This window comes from Corynebacterium sp. c25Ua_89 (assembly GCF_047459735.1).
GTDB lineage: Bacteria > Actinomycetota > Actinomycetes > Mycobacteriales > Mycobacteriaceae > Corynebacterium > Corynebacterium simulans.
On record NZ_JASBOD010000003.1, the window covers coordinates 149,357 to 166,685 of the forward strand.

General features: G+C 54.2%; 16 protein-coding genes, 1 tRNA gene and 1 pseudogene. 6 read left to right on the forward strand and 12 right to left on the reverse strand.

All coding sequences use genetic code 11. From position 1 onward, the window contains the following. Nucleotides 1–165: 165 nt before the first annotated feature. Nucleotides 166–420, forward strand: a complete 255-nt coding sequence (locus tag QKB66_RS06055) for a pentapeptide repeat-containing protein (RefSeq protein ID WP_414252920.1) — start codon at nucleotides 166–168, stop codon at nucleotides 418–420. Between the two features lie 46 nt (nucleotides 421–466). Here QKB66_RS06055 and QKB66_RS06060 read toward each other — a convergent pair whose 3' ends face one another. Both QKB66_RS06060 and QKB66_RS06065 read right to left on the reverse strand, forming a co-directional pair. Next, complete coding sequence (locus QKB66_RS06060) at nucleotides 467–1,180, reverse strand: ASCH domain-containing protein (RefSeq protein ID WP_414252921.1); 714 nt, start codon at nucleotides 1,178–1,180, stop codon at nucleotides 467–469. A 541-nt stretch (nucleotides 1,181–1,721) separates the two neighbouring features. After that, a protein-coding gene (locus QKB66_RS06065) for an IS3 family transposase (RefSeq protein ID WP_414252922.1) occupies nucleotides 1,722–2,956 on the reverse strand; the annotation gives its coding sequence in 2 pieces (ribosomal slippage) (nucleotides 1,722–2,668 and nucleotides 2,668–2,956; 1,236 coding nt in all). Between QKB66_RS06065 and QKB66_RS06070 the strand changes: the two genes are divergently transcribed. Next, nucleotides 2,870–3,139: an IS3 family transposase gene (locus QKB66_RS06070; RefSeq protein WP_414252923.1), complete on the forward strand. Its 270-nt coding sequence runs from the start codon at nucleotides 2,870–2,872 to the stop codon at nucleotides 3,137–3,139. The genes QKB66_RS06065 and QKB66_RS06070 overlap by 87 nt on opposite strands. 36 nt (nucleotides 3,140–3,175) lie before the next feature. Here the strand turns inward: QKB66_RS06070 and QKB66_RS06075 are convergent. Further along, nucleotides 3,176–3,424 (reverse strand): annotated as a pseudogene (locus QKB66_RS06075) (transposase); the annotation flags it as partial. 67 nt (nucleotides 3,425–3,491) lie between these two features. On the opposite strand from QKB66_RS06075, the gene QKB66_RS06080 reads away from it, so the two are divergent. Then, nucleotides 3,492–3,671, forward strand: coding sequence for a hypothetical protein (locus QKB66_RS06080; RefSeq protein ID WP_246818172.1), 180 nt, complete (start codon nucleotides 3,492–3,494; stop codon nucleotides 3,669–3,671). Between the two features lie 157 nt (nucleotides 3,672–3,828). Here the strand turns inward: QKB66_RS06080 and QKB66_RS06085 are convergent, their stop codons facing one another. The 6 genes from QKB66_RS06085 to QKB66_RS06110 all read right to left on the reverse strand — a co-directional run bounded on the left by QKB66_RS06085 (nucleotide 3,829) and on the right by QKB66_RS06110 (nucleotide 11,624). Then, complete coding sequence (locus tag QKB66_RS06085; protein ID WP_061921189.1) at nucleotides 3,829–5,601, reverse strand: ABC transporter ATP-binding protein; 1,773 nt, start codon at nucleotides 5,599–5,601, stop codon at nucleotides 3,829–3,831. Further along, nucleotides 5,594–7,342: an ABC transporter ATP-binding protein gene (locus tag QKB66_RS06090; RefSeq protein WP_061921192.1), complete on the reverse strand. Its 1,749-nt coding sequence runs from the start codon at nucleotides 7,340–7,342 to the stop codon at nucleotides 5,594–5,596. Before QKB66_RS06090 ends, QKB66_RS06085 begins: the two co-directional genes overlap by 8 nt. A 7-nt stretch (nucleotides 7,343–7,349) precedes the next feature. After that, nucleotides 7,350–8,819 carry an ABC transporter ATP-binding protein gene (locus QKB66_RS06095; protein ID WP_414252924.1) on the reverse strand — a complete coding sequence of 490 codons (1,470 nt, stop codon included), beginning with the start codon at nucleotides 8,817–8,819 and terminating at the stop codon, nucleotides 7,350–7,352. Continuing rightward, nucleotides 8,816–9,541, reverse strand: a complete 726-nt coding sequence (locus tag QKB66_RS06100) for an energy-coupling factor transporter transmembrane component T family protein (RefSeq protein WP_414252925.1) — start codon at nucleotides 9,539–9,541, stop codon at nucleotides 8,816–8,818. The genes QKB66_RS06095 and QKB66_RS06100 overlap by 4 nt, the downstream gene beginning before the upstream one ends. Next, nucleotides 9,538–10,173, reverse strand: coding sequence for an MptD family putative ECF transporter S component (locus tag QKB66_RS06105; RefSeq protein ID WP_061921197.1), 636 nt, complete (start codon nucleotides 10,171–10,173; stop codon nucleotides 9,538–9,540). Before QKB66_RS06105 ends, QKB66_RS06100 begins: the two co-directional genes overlap by 4 nt. Before the next feature lie 216 nt (nucleotides 10,174–10,389). After that, nucleotides 10,390–11,624 (reverse strand): IS3 family transposase gene (locus QKB66_RS06110; protein WP_414252922.1). Its coding sequence is split into 2 segments (ribosomal slippage): nucleotides 10,390–11,336 and nucleotides 11,336–11,624, totalling 1,236 coding nucleotides; the frame shifts between segments, so codons are not numbered across the junction. Nucleotides 11,625–11,758: 134 nt separating this feature from the next. Here QKB66_RS06110 and QKB66_RS06115 point away from each other — a divergent pair. Next, complete coding sequence (locus QKB66_RS06115) at nucleotides 11,759–12,520, forward strand: NAD(P)/FAD-dependent oxidoreductase (protein WP_414252926.1); 762 nt, start codon at nucleotides 11,759–11,761, stop codon at nucleotides 12,518–12,520. A gap of 137 nt (nucleotides 12,521–12,657) precedes the next feature. Here the strand turns inward: QKB66_RS06115 and QKB66_RS06120 are convergent. Both QKB66_RS06120 and QKB66_RS06125 read right to left on the reverse strand, forming a co-directional pair. Next, nucleotides 12,658–12,734 (reverse strand) — tRNA-Pro (locus QKB66_RS06120). Between the two features lie 101 nt (nucleotides 12,735–12,835). Continuing rightward, on the reverse strand, nucleotides 12,836–13,708 hold the full coding sequence (locus tag QKB66_RS06125) for a metallophosphoesterase (protein WP_371326192.1): 873 nt from the start codon (nucleotides 13,706–13,708) through the stop codon (nucleotides 12,836–12,838). 51 nt (nucleotides 13,709–13,759) lie between these two features. On the opposite strand from QKB66_RS06125, the gene QKB66_RS06130 reads away from it, so the two are divergent. Continuing rightward, a complete protein-coding gene (locus QKB66_RS06130) occupies nucleotides 13,760–14,224 on the forward strand; it encodes a GatB/YqeY domain-containing protein (protein WP_061920175.1) in 465 nt (154 codons plus the stop codon). 110 nt (nucleotides 14,225–14,334) lie between these two features. Here QKB66_RS06130 and QKB66_RS06135 read toward each other — a convergent pair whose 3' ends face one another. Further along, nucleotides 14,335–16,782: a transglycosylase domain-containing protein gene (locus QKB66_RS06135; protein ID WP_414252927.1), complete on the reverse strand. Its 2,448-nt coding sequence runs from the start codon at nucleotides 16,780–16,782 to the stop codon at nucleotides 14,335–14,337. A 223-nt stretch (nucleotides 16,783–17,005) separates the two neighbouring features. Here QKB66_RS06135 and QKB66_RS06140 point away from each other — a divergent pair, with 223 nt between their 5' ends. Further along, nucleotides 17,006–17,329 carry a WhiB family transcriptional regulator gene (locus tag QKB66_RS06140; RefSeq protein WP_061920180.1) on the forward strand — a complete coding sequence of 108 codons (324 nt, stop codon included), beginning with the start codon at nucleotides 17,006–17,008 and terminating at the stop codon, nucleotides 17,327–17,329.

Genomic DNA, 17,329 nt, shown 5'->3' on the forward strand with positions numbered 1-17,329 from the left:
TGTTTCGAATCGGTGCTAGAGTGAATCTTGCTCACAATGCCTACTTAGGGGGTAGGCAAACGGTTTCTCCAATCCGTTGTGAGTGATAGGGAATAGGGGCGACGCGGCTGCTGTAGGGGCGCCGCGTCGTTTCCCGTTTTGGCCCTCAAGCAGGAAGAAACGGCAATGTATAAGCAAACGCCTGATACCTGGTTGCAAGAATTCGCAGGCCGAGATATTTCCGGAAAAGACTTCTCCGGCTACGACCTGACCGGAATAAACCTGGAAGCAAGTATCTGCCGCGGCTGTTCTTTTCGCGGCGCGATGCTCGCCTGGGCCATCCTCCACAACGCGTACATGAAGCCAGTAATCGCCTCGTCAGAGCAGCTCGCGCATTGCGAAGGATTTGAAGCGGGTGCTGTGGAATTTCATAGCCGGTGAGCTTGTCGCTAAAGCGCAAGTGCTCAAGAGCGGAAAGGCTAAATTTTCAGTCCGCTAATTTGAAAGTTACGACATCGACCGGATCGTTTGGTCCAAGTTCTGGATAGTGGAAATCGAGTGCAGAGTGAAGTTCTGCCAAGTTTTGAAAACCATCGTTGCAGGCATCTTCTTCGGTTAATTCGCACCGTTGCGTTTGCACCACCGCCGTGACTTGGGCAGGAAGAGTGGTTACCATTCCGTTTTCTTTTTCGAATACCAAGGAAGCAGGTCCGACGTAAAAAGGGTCGTCGATTCTAATAGTTTGTTCTTTTGATCCGTTGCGAATGGCTTCTTCATATCCTTCCCACATAAAAATCTTCTGCGGGGTTTCAAGTTCTTTCCAGTCAAAGGAATGGGGGAGAAGCTCGGTGACAGTCTTGGATTCGAATCCATTACTGCCGCGGATTATGCACTTGATGGATGGGCCGATGTCATATAAAATTTGGCGGCATTTTCCACAAGGCGGTATTACATCTCCTGTCGGGCCGTAAATCGCTACGATGGCTTCGATTGGATCATTTGGGCAGGCAGCAGCATGGTTGGCTAAAGCTGTAATTTCTCCGCAGGGTCCGCCAAGGAAATGATAGGCGTTAAGTCCATGGATAGTACGCCCTGATTTTGTTAGTAATGTGGCGCCAACGGTGTGGTCATCATCGTCGCTTGCTTGGCGCGTAAATGAAGTTGCTTCTTTTAATAACGAACGCAATGAATTGGTGAGCATAATGCCATGCTAGTGAGTCCGCTCAGGAGAAACTATGGGTGCATCTTCTTTGAGAGCGTCAGATGGTTTGTGTGTGGGAATCCATCCCGTATAAGGAAGAGTGTCTGATGGTTTGTGTGTGGGAATCCATCCCGCATAAGGAGATAAACCAGAAGGAAGATATTACCGAGTTTAAAAGTAGGTCACTAGCAAAGTGTTTGCTGAATACGTTTATTCCTGGTGGCGATAGTGCTGCACAAAGTCTGATTGAGGCGTGGGAGGTAGCCTAGTCTGAAATTCGACGCAATGACGATAACCAACAATGACTAAATGGAATACCGTCACGTTGGCTACGTGATAATTGCCATTCCTTATATGGGGTTGAATCTTCTCTGCAAATGCGCTGACCGGCAAAACTCGTTAGGGTCTTGAGCACGGAGGAGAGGAGGATATCTGATGGAACCGACCAATCTGGATGTGCTTATTGTTGGCGGAGGCTTCGCAGGAATGGCTGCGGGGATTACCTTGGCGCGAGCTCAGTGAAGTGCCCCGAGTTTTGTTCCTAGGCATTTGCCTTGATCGTTATTATTTCCTGTGGCGGGGTCTGCTCCCAAAAATCGGTTTCCACCTCAACCGGGGTTCGGTATCCCAAGCTTTGGTGGAGCCTTGTCTCGTTCCACCATGACACCCACTCGAACGTCGCGATTTCTACCTCGACAACATCATCCCACCTGCGAGTATGGATTAGCTCGTTCTTGTAGGAGCCGTTTACGTTTTCAGCAAGAGCATTGTCGTAGGAGTCGCCAACCGTCCCAGTGGAAGCGGCAATACCGTGCTGGGCTAGTCGCTCGTTGTAGACCACGCTGACGTACTGGGACCCGTGATCCGAATGGTGAATGAGACCTGTTGTTTCCTCAGCACACACGATCGCTTGGTTGAGAGCTTGCAGCGGCAGTGCTTCAGTCCGCATTGAGTCTGATAACGCCCACCCAACGATCCGGCGGGAGTAAACGTCGGTGACAAACGCGGCGTACACAAAGCCTTTCTTCGTGCGCACATACGTAATGTCGGCCACCCACAGCTTATTTGGACCCTGAGCTTTGAATTCACGCTCGACCAAGTCCGGGCGCAGATCAGGCACGTTAGCTCTTCGGGTTGTGATAGGTGATCTGCCTTTGCCTTTGCCAGAAATACCGGCCAGGCGCATCAACCGAGTGGTTTGTTCACGCCCGATATCAATTCCTTCACGGCGAAGAGCATGCCACATTTTCCGCACCCCGTAAACACCGTAATTATCCTGATGAACAGCCCTAATGCGTTCAATCAGCACAGCATCGCGAAGGCGACGAGCACTTAATCCACGGGCCTTGGACTGGCGATAACCACGCGAGGTGATAAACCCACCAGCCCGGTTATTCTTCAACGTCTTACAAATGAACTCGATAGAGAAACGATTCCGGTGTTCATCGATGAATCGGATCATTTCCGACGTTTGGGGTCGAGTTCCGACGCGAAAAAAGCTGAGGCAGCCTTCAGCAGCTCATTAGTATCGCGTAGCTCTTGATTCTCACGGCGTAGTCTCGCGTTTTCGGCGGCCAAATCTTCAGGCACAGGTTCTGGAGTGTTTCCCGAACGGCGGGCCTGCTGGGTCCATTGACGAGCTGTGTGCCATGAAACCCCCAGCTTTGGGGCTACTGCCTGGCACGCGGCTTGCATCGACATATTTTCCGCCAAGATGCGGTCCTCAACGAGACGGACCACGCGGTCCTTCGCATCCTGGTCAAATTTCCTTGGCATGTTCCAGATTTTCCCATCTACTCAAACGGAACAAAACCTGGGGCACTTCACTCTGTCAAAGAATTTACCGCTGCGGTAGACGCGTACATCGACTGGTACAACGCGGAAAGACTCCAGCTGGGACTTGATGGTTGCACCCCGATGAAATACCGGGATAAGGCCCTTAAGACGTTAGCCGGGTAGGATTACCCCTAGTCCAACTTTCGGGGGCAAGTTCAGTTTCAGTTCGCGGTTTTCTCGACGCAGGCGCCTGAGTTCTTCTTCCATTGTTTCGCCGCCTGAAGCGTCAGAATTATCGTGTACTGAAGCGCTGTCACGGTACCAAGCCCGCAACGTGTGGTGGGATACTCCAAGCAGCTCACCGACCTCCGTGTAGGCGCGTTGCAGTGAGCAAGACTCCAGGCGGACCATTTCGATGATCTGATGGACCGCCTTCTCCTTGAACTCGACGGAATATTTTCTAGGCATAGTTCAATCCTTCCTTAGCTGAGGTAGGAACTAAACCCAGGACGCTTCACTTAGCTTCGTCCTGCTTATGGGGCCGGATACGAATGATTGGATCATCGCCGCGCCGCTGACCCTGTACGGCTTGGGCCTGGGGTTCGCCTCCACGCAGCCGACCGACACGATGCTGCGGGATATTCCCGTCGATGACTCCAGGCAAGCCTCCGCAACGCAAACCACCGTGCGCCTGGGGCAGTGGTGTAGACCTTAAGCGAAGGCATGGCCAACGCCGCGCAGTGGTCGCTCGTAGCCGCTACCGCATTCTTCGCTCTGAGCCTTGTTGGTGCACTTAGGGTGCTCCGTGCTGCGGGGGAGAGAGGGGGAGAGAAGGGTGTCCCCCGCAAACAATGCCGATCTCGGTGCCCGCGTTAATCGCGTCCCGAACTGATTTTCCACCCGCTTGCTGCTTTGCGTTGCTGCCAGAAGTGACGGTAGATACCAGGGACATCGGAAAGCTCAGAATGCGTGCCTAGCTGGCTGACTTGCCCGTGTTCATCCAAGACTACGATTTGATCAGCAGATTTGATTGTATCCAGCTTATGGGCGATGACAATAAAAGTAGATTGCTCCCGTAGCTCGTCCATCGCAGCAAGAATGTTTGCCTCATTTTCTGCATCGAGCGCGGAGGTAGCCTCATCAAAGAGTACAATCGGCGCTTGCTTGAGAAGCGCGCGAGCTACAGATACGCGCTGGCGTTCACCACCGGATAGAAGCCGCCCGCCTTCACCAACAGGAGTATGCCACCCTAGGCGGTTGGCAATAGAAGTCACGCCTGAAAGATCAGCTGCGCGGAAGACTTCCTCATCGGAGGCGTCGGGACGACCAACGCGGATATTAGCGATTAACGAGTCGTCGAAGAGGTAAACGTCCTGAAAGACCATGGACAGTCTGGACATTAACTGTTCGGTTCCAAGCTCGCGGATATCTACGCCGTCAACCATCACCGCCCCGGAATCTACATCCCAGAATCGCGAAATAAGGCGCGCAATTGTGGTCTTTCCGGAGCCAGAAGGACCGACAATGGCGGTAACGGTGCCTGGTCGAGCATGGAAAGTGACATCTACCAATACTGGTTTATCGCCGTATCCAAACGTGACATTAAGCAGCTCGACATTTCCCGAACCATCGCCTAGGCGCGGAGTAGTGGGTTCTGGCAGGGAAGGGGCATCGGTGATGAGCTCAGTTTCTGTGAGCGCGATACGGCCGGCATCTAAACCGACGAAAGAAGAACCCAGCTGTTCAAGCGTGCGGGTAAACCTCAAGCTGATTCCGATGATCGCAATTGTTTCTAGTGGCGATAGGGCGCCTTCAACGGCAAGATCCGCGGAGACCATTATGAGAGCCACAATGAAGATCTGCACTATTATGCCGTTGAGTAGCAAAGCTAATGTGGATACCCATAGCTCGCGTATTCGTGCTTTATGGTCGATTTCTAGCGCTTGCTCTAGTGGCGCAAAAACTTGTGATTGTCCTGCCGCGCGCAGGGCTGGTTGACGGTTAGCAAATTCTACGATGCGCTGGGAGAGCTCTTTACTCGGCCCCAGTGCGCGGTTCGATGCTTTCTCACGAATCCATGCAGCCAACTGCATCACCACGAGCGCCAATGGTGCGATGATAAGAAGGACCAAGCCCAGCTTCGGGTTCCAGAAACACGCTCCTACTAACAAGGTGACAAGTGCCGCGCTATCGCGGTATATCGTTCCTTGAATATGCGCAATGGTCTCGGCCGCCACCATAAAGCGATCTGAAACGAGGCGAGATAGGCCGCCGGTATTAGCCGGTACGAACCAGCCGAGCGGTAGCGTTGCTAATTTATCGCCCACAGTCGTGTGCGCGGCTCGGATGAAATCCAAGGCCGTGTGGTAAGAGGCCATGGTTGCGAAAAATCGTAGCGCAAAAGCTACGAGCGCAATTGCCAAAAGCGTCCACATCCATGGTGCGATCGTCGTATCCCCATCGAGTGCCTTTGTAAGTGGCACGAGCGTGAGAACGGCGAGGCCATCAAGCACGCCAACGATAAGCGATAGACAAGCATACCTTTTATTGAGCTTATGGCCTACAGGACTTTGCAGCTTTTTGACACTGCGAGTGAGTAGCGGATCACGAAGACGCGAACTAACAGGCGTAGTGGCATTAGACATGAGAATTATCCTTCATAGGCTTGAGGCAGATTATTTGGTCTGCTCCTTGGATGGACTCCGGCTTGTGGGCGATGACTAAGACGGTCTTGCCTCTGACGAGTGTGGCTAGAGCTGCTTGAATTTCTGCTTCGCAGTCAGGATCAGTTGCCGCAGTAGCTTCATCCAGGATCAAGATTGGGGCATTGGTAATGATTGCCCGGGCAATAGAAATGCGTTGCTGTTGTCCACCGGATAAAGAGGTGTCCTCACCAACAACGGTGTCGAGCCCAGCCGGTAAAGCGCGAATATCAGCAGCTATGTGCGCAGCCTCTGCGGCTTGCCAGATCTCTTCATCGCGGGCTTCTGGGCGTGCAAGGCGAATGTTTTCCCGAATACTCATACGCAGTAAGTGAGGATCTTGTAAGACGAAAGCCACAGTGCGGTACAAACTGTCGAAAGTGAGATCACGGATATCCACGTTGTTGATAGTGATTGTGCCCGAATCTGGATCCTGGAAACGCGCCAGCATCGTTGCTGCTGTGGATTTGCCAGACCCGGAGGGGCCAATCAATGCCGTGACAGTGCCTGCATTTAGTTGCGCAGAAAAGTCTTGGAGGACTGGTGTGTCTGGGGCGTAGCTAAAGCTGACCTTATGGAACTCCACCTCCATGTCTTGACTACTGGCATCGAGTCTCTTTTGGCCTTCTTTCACATGGGAAATTGTCATGACTTCATCAAGGCGCAACGCCGCATTGCCAGCGAGCTGGTAAGACCACATCATTTGGCCGACGGTTTGAATCGTGCCTGGGAGCACCAGCGCAATTAACGTTGTTGCGATGACTTCAGCGACCGTGACATAGCCACCAGCTATCAGCAGGGAACCGACTCCTAGATTGATAAGGATGAGGACAGGAACCGCCACCACAGACTCTGAGATTGCGGAAACACGCAGAAGCGGACGTACCCACTCGTAATAGAATTCCGCGAATTTTTGGGCAGCTTCGCGATATCGAGCGTGGGCTTTGCCAACGGTGCCGAAAGCCTTGACGACGGAAATACCTTCGGAGAACTCCACCGCAGTCGCAGAGACCTCACCCAGATAATTATCCATTTCCGCAGTTTTTGTGCCCATATCTTTCATTGAATATGCTTGGATTGCTAGGAAAATGGGCACAGTGGCAATAGAAAGTAGACCAAGGCGCCAATCCAAGATAAAGGCATAAACCAGAAGCGCGAGGGGCGTAAAGATCGCGGCGACCTTCTCTACAGGAGCATGGGCTGTCAGGGTGTGCAGAGTTAACGTATCGTCCTCGACGGCTTTGCGGACTTTGCCGGAATTAGTCTGGCTAAACCACGAGAGTGGTGCTTTCGCAATAGCGGTAATAATTCGGCGCCGGTTAATCCCCACCAGCTTTGCATCAGCGAAGTGGGTGATTGCAAGGGCAAGGAAATAGAAGAATAGCTGGCCCAAAAATGCAGCAAGTAGCCATTTCACAATGGACGCGACGTCATCAGTTTTGCCGTCGATTAGAGCATTTCCCAGTGCCACCAACGCGACGTAGGGTGCTACGGCGAGTACCGAGGATATAAGCGCGAGAAACTGTGCGAAGTAGATGGTTGTTTGCACTGGGGCCAGTAGTTTTTTTAGAGCGACCTGGCCGGCTTTTAGTTTTGCGTGAGCCTCTTCTTCCGGTGACGCACCGTGTGATTCTGGTGCGTGGGTTCCGCTTGATTCTGTGGAACTTTGTTTTAGTTCAGACATTTCTTTCTCAATTCTTGTTGATGTCAGTCATATCGATGATTCTGGTGACTGATTCTTGGATGAATTCGTGGTCATGGGTGATGACGATGACCACTGCTCCGTTTGCTGCAAGAGATCGAAGTAGCGCAGAGATGGATTGCAGTTGGCGCCAGCCCACGCCAGAGGTAGGTTCATCGAAGATGTAGATCGCTGCTTGCTCGGCTTGGGCTGAAGCTATGGCTAAGCGTTGCCGTTGCCCACCGGACAGAGACTGCGGATGCCGTTGGGCCATTCCTGCCAGATCGAGGCGATGGAGAATCTCATTGACATCGATGTGGTCCCGCTTCTTCTTTGCCAGTCCGAGCGTGACTTCTTCTTCGGTGGTGGCTGCGAATAATTGGCGGCCAACATCTTGCATCACCATGTACGCGGCACGTCTGCGGGCAGCCGCTCCTACTCGTTTGCTGTTCAAACGGAGACTACCGCCGCGTTTGGGAGAAGCAAGACCACAAATGATCCTGGCGAGGGTGGTTTTTCCAGCGCCGTTGGGCCCGATTAAGGCGGTGACTTCGCCGCTGGGGAAAAATGCGTGGTCAATGTTTAATACCTCATGTGCGCCATAAGAAAAACAGATGTTGCTTAGCTCGAGTCCGCTCCGCTGGGGATCGGCGTTTTCGAGCGTGGGTGGTACCGGCACGCTCGCGGGCAGGGGAACATGGTGTAAGCTGCGTAGCCCCAATTGTTTGCGTTCGGGTTCGTCTAAGGCATAAAACTCCTGAGCGCGGAAACTCCGCGTTATTTTTCCCTGAGTCAAGTAAATAACTTGGTCAGCGATATCTTTTAAGAAAAAGAGACGGTGATCAGCGATAATGATCGTTGTGCCTAATTCCTTCAAGCGGTGTAGCACGCGTGCAAGAATATCGATGCTTTCCATGGAGAGATTGGACGTGGGTTCATCGAGAAGCACGAGACTGCCCGGGGACACAAGCGCGCATGCGCATGCCACGGTTTGTAACTGCCCACCGGATAATTCTTTGAATCGCCGGCCCCGAAGATCGTTAATGCCTAGTAGCTCGACCGCTGATTGAATCCTCGACTCAATTTCTTTGGGATCTACACCAAGGTTTTCTAGCCCGAAGGCCAATTCTGCATTGACGCTTTCAGTGAAAAATTGTGTCCTTGGATTCTGGAATACTGAGGCGCTGAACTCGATGGCTCGGGACAGCGGTTCTTCCGCAGGGGTAAAAGCCTGGTCATCCTCCATAATAGTGATGGTGCCTAGTAGCTCTCCTGGATTGAAATGGGGGATGAGTCCGTTGATCAACTTGAGTACCGTGGACTTTCCCGATCCGGAATCACCGGTAATCAGTAGACACTGTCCTGGAGAGACAGAAAAAGACACATCAGATACACCTTGAATGCCTGGCCGAGCTCCCAATGGATATGTAAAAGAAACGTTGTGGGCGTCTACACTGGTTGCGATACTGCGTTCGTTCATAAGTGGACCTCCGTGGGAAGCCAGACAGAGGCAACAACGAGGCCCAACCCAGCTAGTGCAGTTGCATCGACAAGCTTGAAGGAAAGATCGGCGGTGGTGGTTGGGCGTGCGGGTCCTCCCAATCCCCGGACAAGAGCAGAGGCAGCGAGCTCATCACCAGCGCGGACGACGGCACCTAATAAGGGGATGATCAACATCGCGGACGATTGTGTGGGCTGTGTGATCCAGCTTTTTACTCCAGTCTGGAGACCCCGAAGGACCATGGCATCGCGGATGGCTTTGGCTTCTGCCACGATGATCGGCAAAACGCGCAGGAATACCGCCGGTGGAATGGTGGCCCAGCCTGGTAAACGCAGGTCCCGCAGTGCTGAGGTCAACGTGGATGGTGTGAGAGTGAGCAAGCCGAATGCGCCGATGGACATGCTGATGACAAAACGGCTTAGCCACGAAAAAATTGCCGCTGAAAAAGCGAAAAATGTGGAGCCAGGAAGCTGTAATAGGCCCCAGTACCCTAGATAGGATAATGCAAAAGCGAACAGGCAAATAAGACCATAGTGTGGCTTTACTGTAGCTAGTGCGATGGAGCTGAAAGCGATAGAAATCAGCAGTGTCGGTAGGTGGCCGTGGCTGAGAGCTACCGCATTGATTACTAGAACAGAAAGCAGCACGGTCCGTGGATCGATCGAAGATCGACGAAGCACGCCCTGTTTTTGCAGGCTCACAGGAGACCAGCGCTTTCAAAGTGTTTGCGGCTGACGCGAACTCCGACCTTTCCTCCGATAAAGCCGACGATGAGCGCACAAATGGCCAGTACTCCAATGGTCCATGGCTGGAAGATATCCGACATGGCATCGGCATATTCTTGACCCATTTGGTCTGCGATATCGACGTAGTAGGAGTCCGTATCCAGAATTAGCGGGATAAAAGGCATAGAAATCCAGACACAGAAGACGCTGTAGGCAATAGGGAAGGATCTGGCAATACTGAGGTGGCTTTTTGTAATAATCAAATCCGCGATAAACCCTAGAATTATGCTTCCCAGCAGGGTCCAGAAGTAGTGTCCGGTGAGCATGAATGCTAGTCCGTTAATACCACCGACGAGGGTGAAAGCACCCATTTTGGGCGTGCGGGCGGCATAAAGCGCTAGCACGATTCCGTTTGCGATTGCCGCGATGAACCATCCAATAAACATGAATTGTGGTCCTGCGAATCCAATCATTCCGCTTACAAAGGTGATTACAAAGTAAAGTGCAGCAAAGATACCAGCGTTGATGAGATCTCTGGTGTTTAAACGTGCCGTCGCCCCACTGGATGAGCTTGTACTCCGTGCGGGCGTAGAGGACTGTTGGGTCATAGTAAACCTCGATTCATGAACAGCTGGAAAGGCAAGGCTTACCTAATACAGATAGTGCTGTATATAAACTATTTCTAGTTTTGATCTGAAGATTCACCCTTAATGGGGGCGAATGTAGATAAGCGGACATCAAACCAGAGCACGACTACCGACTATGCACCGACAAAGTAAGCACCAACGGCAAGATAACCCTGTGAAGTGCCCCGAGTTTTGTTCCTAGGCATTTGCCTTGATCGTTATTATTTCCTGTGGCGGGGTCTGCTCCCAAAAATCGGTTTCCACCTCAACCGGGGTTCGGTATCCCAAGCTTTGGTGGAGCCTTGTCTCGTTCCACCATGACACCCACTCGAACGTCGCGATTTCTACCTCGACAACATCATCCCACCTGCGAGTATGGATTAGCTCGTTCTTGTAGGAGCCGTTTACGTTTTCAGCAAGAGCATTGTCGTAGGAGTCGCCAACCGTCCCAGTGGAAGCGGCAATACCGTGCTGGGCTAGTCGCTCGTTGTAGACCACGCTGACGTACTGGGACCCGTGATCCGAATGGTGAATGAGACCTGTTGTTTCCTCAGCACACACGATCGCTTGGTTGAGAGCTTGCAGCGGCAGTGCTTCAGTCCGCATTGAGTCTGATAACGCCCACCCAACGATCCGGCGGGAGTAAACGTCGGTGACAAACGCGGCGTACACAAAGCCTTTCTTCGTGCGCACATACGTAATGTCGGCCACCCACAGCTTATTTGGACCCTGAGCTTTGAATTCACGCTCGACCAAGTCCGGGCGCAGATCAGGCACGTTAGCTCTTCGGGTTGTGATAGGTGATCTGCCTTTGCCTTTGCCAGAAATACCGGCCAGGCGCATCAACCGAGTGGTTTGTTCACGCCCGATATCAATTCCTTCACGGCGAAGAGCATGCCACATTTTCCGCACCCCGTAAACACCGTAATTATCCTGATGAACAGCCCTAATGCGTTCAATCAGCACAGCATCGCGAAGGCGACGAGCACTTAATCCACGGGCCTTGGACTGGCGATAACCACGCGAGGTGATAAACCCACCAGCCCGGTTATTCTTCAACGTCTTACAAATGAACTCGATAGAGAAACGATTCCGGTGTTCATCGATGAATCGGATCATTTCCGACGTTTGGGGTCGAGTTCCGACGCGAAAAAAGCTGAGGCAGCCTTCAGCAGCTCATTAGTATCGCGTAGCTCTTGATTCTCACGGCGTAGTCTCGCGTTTTCGGCGGCCAAATCTTCAGGCACAGGTTCTGGAGTGTTTCCCGAACGGCGGGCCTGCTGGGTCCATTGACGAGCTGTGTGCCATGAAACCCCCAGCTTTGGGGCTACTGCCTGGCACGCGGCTTGCATCGACATATTTTCCGCCAAGATGCGGTCCTCAACGAGACGGACCACGCGGTCCTTCGCATCCTGGTCAAATTTCCTTGGCATGTTCCAGATTTTCCCATCTACTCAAACGGAACAAAACCTGGGGCACTTCACAGCGAAGCGTTGCTGTCGTCGATAGCGGCAAACCTCGCAATCGGTTTAGCTCGCATGCGCACGGAATTATGGGGCTCGACGGTGTGAACCCGTTGGAGTATTTGGAAAAGGGGCAAAGCGAGTTTCGTGCTTTCGGCGGTAATTATATAAAAGGCACTGTTGCCAAGCTTGAGCCTGCCGAGGGCGGCGCACTGGGCTGGCGAGCTTTTACTGTTGAAGGTGATGAAATCCGTGCCAAACATGTCTTGGTCAGCACGGGTATTACGGATGAATTGCCAGATGTTCCCGGTGTAGAGGAGCTGTGGGGCCAACGAATTTTCCATTGCCCGTATTGCCATGGATATGAAGTGCGTAATCGTCGAATCGCGGTTATCGGCGGCCTCAATCCGGGATTTACTGTGCGGATGGTGCACTTGCTGCGAAAGTGGAGCCCGAACATTACTTTCTTCCCGAATGGTCTTTCTCTTGGCGAAACAGACCTCAAGCAATTCGCCGCGCGTGGCATCGAGGTAAATAACAAGCCTGTGCAGCAGGTTGCCGCCGATCCTGATTTCTCTGAGGGGCTTATCCTCAGCGTGGATGGGGAAAAGATCCGGTTTGAGTCTTGTTTTGTGGGGCCGGCTTTCCACCCGAACCACCAGCTTTTGATTGAAGCAGGCTGTCAGTACGACGAGGACGGATGGGTTCAGCAATCCAACGGACGTACTTCCCAACAAAATCTGTGGGCTGCAGGCAATGTAACCAGTTCACCAGACCAAGTCCCACAAGCTATGGGAGCCGGAGCTGCCACCGCAATTGCGATCGACCAAGCAATGCTGACCGCTGAATTAAGCGAGCTGGTTTAAGTCAATCTTGCTGGTAGCCAGCTTTCGCTACGCGCTTCATGGCGGGGAAGCCGACCGGCGGGCGGCGGCGGAAAAAGAAAAAGGTCGCTGCTCTGTGTGAAGCAGCGACCATTTCTGTCAGCTTGTGCTGATTGTATTGGTCGGGATAACAGGATTTGAACCTGCGACCTCTTCGTCCCGAACGAAGCGCGCTACCAAGCTGCGCCATATCCCGGAAACCGTCTTAAGCGGTACCCGAATACTTTAACGCAGCCTGAGGGTGAACAACAAAACGCCAGATGAGCGGGGACTCTAGCCTGTGGCCAGGATGCGGCGCTAGTTGGCTTCGGTGATGCGCAGCAGCGTCGCGGAAGGTCGGCAGAAGATGCGCACAGGGGCAAACTTCGAGGTGCCGAGGCCGTTGGAAACGTGCATCTTCATCGGGCCGAAGTCATGCAGACCCTGGACACGAGCGCGGTCGATTCCGCAGTTAGTGACCAGTGCGCGGGAGCCCGGCAGACAGATCTGGCCGCCATGGGTGTGGCCGGATAGGGAAAGCTGGTAGCCGTCGGCAGCGAATTGCTCAAGTACGCGCGGCTCAGGGGCGTGGAGCAGTGCCAATGCCAGGTCCGCATCCGGGTTGGGGGCGCCGGCGATCTCTGAATAGTCATCAAGGTCGTGGTGCGGATCATCCACGCCAGCGACGGCGAGCTTGACGTCGCCCACCTTGAATTCCACGCGAGCCTGGTTGGCGTCGTGCCAGCCACGCTCAATGAATGCCGCACGCATGCCCTTCCATGGCAGGTCAACGTAGGAAGGCTCACGCTTGCGGCCCAACAGGTACTTGAATGGGTTGACCGGACGCGGCGCCCAATAGTCGTTGGTGCCGAAGACGAACAGGCCTGGTCGGTTCAGCAGCGGGCCGAGGGCGCGCAGCGTATCGGGCACGCCGCCCTGGTCCGACAGGTTGTCGCCGGTGTTGACCACCAAATCGGGATTCAGCTTATCCAGCGCCGCAACCCACTCAATTTTTGCTTCTTGCCCCGGAATCATGTGCAGATCCGAGATATGGAGGATGCGGAACTCTTCCTCACCGCGCAAAGTGCCCGCAGGCAGCAGCGGCAGCGTGTACTCTTTCAGCTCAAACTTGGTCAGTTCGGTGTAACCCCACGCCAGGGTGCCAAGGCCAGCGGCGGCAATGCCGCCCATAATCGGGAGAATCTTCACCTAATCAAGCCTACCTGGCGTAGATTGAAGTACATGAGCCAGCTTAAAGAAACCATTCGTGGAGATCTGAAGACCGCAATGAAGGCCCGCGAGAAGGAACGCACCAGCGCTATCCGCGCCCTGCTCGCTGCAATTCAGGCAGAAGAAACCAATGGCGCACGCCATGAACTAACCGATGAAGACGTACTCAAGGTCATCGCACGCGAAATCAAGAAGCGCCGCGAGTCCGCTGAGGTATACGCAGAAAATGGCCGCCAGGAGCTTGCCGACGCCGAGCTTGCCGACGTCCCTTACTTCGAGGCCTACCAGCCAGAGCAGCTTGACGACGCCGAGCTGGACACCCTCGTCGGCGAGGCCATCGCTGAGGTAGAAGCAGAAACCGGTGAGACCGTAACCATCAAGCAGATGGGTAATGTGATGAAGGTTGCCACCGCGAAGGCCGCTGGCCGCGCTGATGGCAAGCGCCTTTCCGCGGCTGTAAAGGCAAAGCTGTCTTAAGCCCTAAAAACGCGTACCGCTCTATGCAAATAAGGCGTTCAATCTCCGCGATCGGAGTGCCTTAAATACATAGAGCGGTATTTTTTATGCCCTTCTAGCTTCTCTAGAAGCTAGAGGCCGAAGAAGCTGCGGATGTCGTTAGCGACGGCGTCGATGTCTTCCTGACGGATGAGCGGCTCCGGCGCGGGTTGCTGCTGTTGCTGATCGCCGGAAGGGGCCGAGTTGGCACCGCCGGTGCCGGTCCGTGCTGCTTCGGCGCCTTGGCCGCTACCGTTGGAGGAAGGTGGAGGTGCGGCAGAAGTGCCGTCGGAAAGCTGCAAAGTGACCTCCGCACCCTTCTTGAGGCCCCTTGGCCCAGTAATCGCGCGGACCACGCGGCCATAAGGCACGCCGTTGCCCTGTACTTGCGAGATCTTTACCTCATAGCCCTCGGCCTCTAGCTTGGAGCGAGCCTCGCTTTCGGACTTGCCGCGGAGGCTGTCGAAGAGCGAATTGACCTTGCCCTCGTCATAAGCCTTGTTGTAATTCGGAACCGTGCCCTGTGCTGCGGCCGGAATGCTAGAGGCCATTGAGTAGAAGGAACGCGCGGGCTCAAGGCCGCCGAAGAGATCGCCGTAACCACACTGGCGCACCGGGCTGGTACACAGTGAGGAGGTGTTGGTACCGTCGTTGTAGATATAAGGAGCGGCAGATATAGCGGAGTTAAAGCCCAGGAATGCGGAGGACTGATTGGACTCTGTAGTACCAGTCTTTGCCGCAGCCTTGCCGTTAAAGCCCATCATCTGTGCGGAGGCAGAGGCAGTGCCCTTTTCGGTATCGGCCGTCATGTTGTTGGTCAGCGTATTGGCGATGTCCTTGTTGACGGCGCGCTCGCAATTCGGAACCTTGAGGTAGACCTCGTTGCCGTCCTTGTCCGTGATCTTGCTGATCGGGTTAGGCTCACACCACATGCCCTCCGAGGCCAAGGTGGCGCCGACGTTAGCCAGCTCCAGCGGATCTACGGCAGTCGGGCCAAGCGTGTAAGAACCCAGGTTGGATTCCTTGATGTGTTGGGCGATCGAGGTGTCCTTGTCGTAGCTGCCCTTTTCGCCATAGGAGCGCAGGCCTAGTTTTACCGACATATCTACTACGTGCTCCACGCCGACCTGCTCGATGAGCTTGATGAAGGTCGTATTCGGCGAGAACGCCAAGGCATCCTGCATCGTCATGGTCGCGGCGTAGTTGCCGGCGTTTTCCACGCAATAGCGGTTAGGTGGGCAGCCCGCGGCACCGCCGGAGCCCAAGCCCTCTGCTTCGTAGCGGGTTGGGACATCGAGTTGATTTTTGATGCCATAACCAGACTCCAGAGCGGCAGCGGCGGTAAAGACCTTGAAGACCGAGCCGGCGCCGTTGCCCACTAGGGAGTGCGGCTGCGGGAGCATGGTTTCGTTCTTGTCGAGGTCCAGACCATAGGTGCGGGAGGAGACCATGGCGAGCACTGGGCGGTTGGACTTGCTGGGCTCGACCACGTTCATTACCTCGGCGACGCCGGGTGTATTGGGGTCTGTCTGAGAGCGCACCGCATTGAGCGCTTGGTCTTGTACGTCCGGGTTCAGGGTGGTTCGAATGGTGTAGCCGCCGCGGGCAAGCTGCTCGCGGGAGATGCCCTTTTCTTCTAGGTATTCGATGACGTAATCGCAGAAGAAGCCACGATCCTTGGCGCTGATGCAACCGTTAGGAAGCAGGGAAGGCTTATCGAGTACGCCGAGATCTTGCTGGGCGTACTTATCGGCCTCTGCCTGGGTGATGGAACCGCTATCTGCCATGGACTGCAGCACGAGATTGCGGCGCGAGAGCACCTCGTCCTTATTGGTAAAGGGGTTGAGGTACTCAGAGGATTGGACCATGCCGGCCAGCATCGCTGCCTGTGGCACGGTGAGTTCAGAAGCATGGGCGCCAAAATAGGTGCGCGCAGCGGCCTCGACACCGTAGGCGTGATTGCCGAAGGGGACGAGGTTCAGATAATTGCTGAGGATTTCATCCTTCTCTAGCTTCTTATCGAGGTCCGTTGCCATGCGCATCTCACGCAGCTTGCGCGGTACCGATTGCTCGATGGCGGCAGCGCGTTCTTCTTCCGTTTTGGCATTGACCAGCAGCAGGTAGTTCTTTACATATTGCTGGTTCAAAGTTGAAGCGCCCTGGGAGACGCCGCCGGAAGCCAAGTTGCTCCAAAGGGCACGGAAATTGCCTTGGAAGTCAACGCCCTCGTGCTCGTAGAACCGGCGGTCCTCGATGGCGACGATTGCCTGCTTCATCGGCTTGGAAATCTTCTCGGCGCTAACAGGGTGACGACGCTGCTCATATATATAGGCCAGGTTGTTGCCTTTGGCGTCCAAAATCGTGGATACGCCCGGGGCGTCGCCAGCAGTGAGATCTTGCAGATCTGACTGCATGGTGTCGTTGGTACGGGCAATTGCCACACCGGAAAGCCCCGCAAAGGGGGCAATTACTACGGCGATGAGCGCCCCCACGAGAACCGTGGAGAGGGCAATTTTTCCCAGGGATTTGATGACAGTCACGAGAAACACCCTACGTGGTGAAACTGTGAGCGGGGAAGAATGAACTCCCCCCTAAAGTGTGACGTGTTAGACAAGTGCTTACGCGTGTGAATACACTTACCGTTGTTACATAATATTCCGCAATATGAAACATCTTACAAGCGGCTGCGCTGCTTGTATGGGGTTTCATAAAAATTATTCCCAAAGCCGCGGAATAGGTAATAGAGGAAGGAGCTACCCAGTCATGACCGTAAGCCTGAAGGTAACGGGAGCGTCTAAGTCTGCAAGTGCGACCGAGCGCGGTGAATGGGTAACTCAAGCAAAGTGCCGTAACGGTGACCCAGACGCATTGTTTGTCCGTGGAGCCGAGCAGCGTAAGGCTGCCGTAATTTGCCGCCACTGCCCGGTGCTCAATGAATGCCGTGCCGATGCCCTCGATAACCGCGTGGAATTTGGCGTATGGGGTGGCCTGACTGAGCGCCAGCGCCGTGCGCTGCTGCGCAAGAACCCGCACATCACCAGCTGGGCACACTACCTAGCTGAGGGCGGCGAACTCATCGGTATTTAA

Coding starts and splice junctions, on each gene's coding strand:
- QKB66_RS06105 (WP_061921197.1), bottom strand. CDS start 10,173: ATGACCCAACAGTCCTCTACGCCCGCACGGAGTACAAGCTCATCCAGT.
- QKB66_RS06090 (WP_061921192.1), bottom strand. CDS start 7,342: ATGTCTGAACTAAAACAAAGTTCCACAGAATCAAGCGGAACCCACGCA.
- QKB66_RS06130 (WP_061920175.1), top strand. CDS start 13,760: ATGAGCCAGCTTAAAGAAACCATTCGTGGAGATCTGAAGACCGCAATG.
- QKB66_RS06085 (WP_061921189.1), bottom strand. CDS start 5,601: ATGTCTAATGCCACTACGCCTGTTAGTTCGCGTCTTCGTGATCCGCTA.
- QKB66_RS06060 (WP_414252921.1), bottom strand. CDS start 1,180: ATGCTCACCAATTCATTGCGTTCGTTATTAAAAGAAGCAACTTCATTT.
- QKB66_RS06140 (WP_061920180.1), top strand. CDS start 17,006: ATGACCGTAAGCCTGAAGGTAACGGGAGCGTCTAAGTCTGCAAGTGCG.
- QKB66_RS06055 (WP_414252920.1), top strand. CDS start 166: ATGTATAAGCAAACGCCTGATACCTGGTTGCAAGAATTCGCAGGCCGA.
- QKB66_RS06080 (WP_246818172.1), top strand. CDS start 3,492: ATGGGGCCGGATACGAATGATTGGATCATCGCCGCGCCGCTGACCCTG.
- QKB66_RS06125 (WP_371326192.1), bottom strand. CDS start 13,708: ATGGGCGGCATTGCCGCCGCTGGCCTTGGCACCCTGGCGTGGGGTTAC.
- QKB66_RS06095 (WP_414252924.1), bottom strand. CDS start 8,819: ATGAACGAACGCAGTATCGCAACCAGTGTAGACGCCCACAACGTTTCT.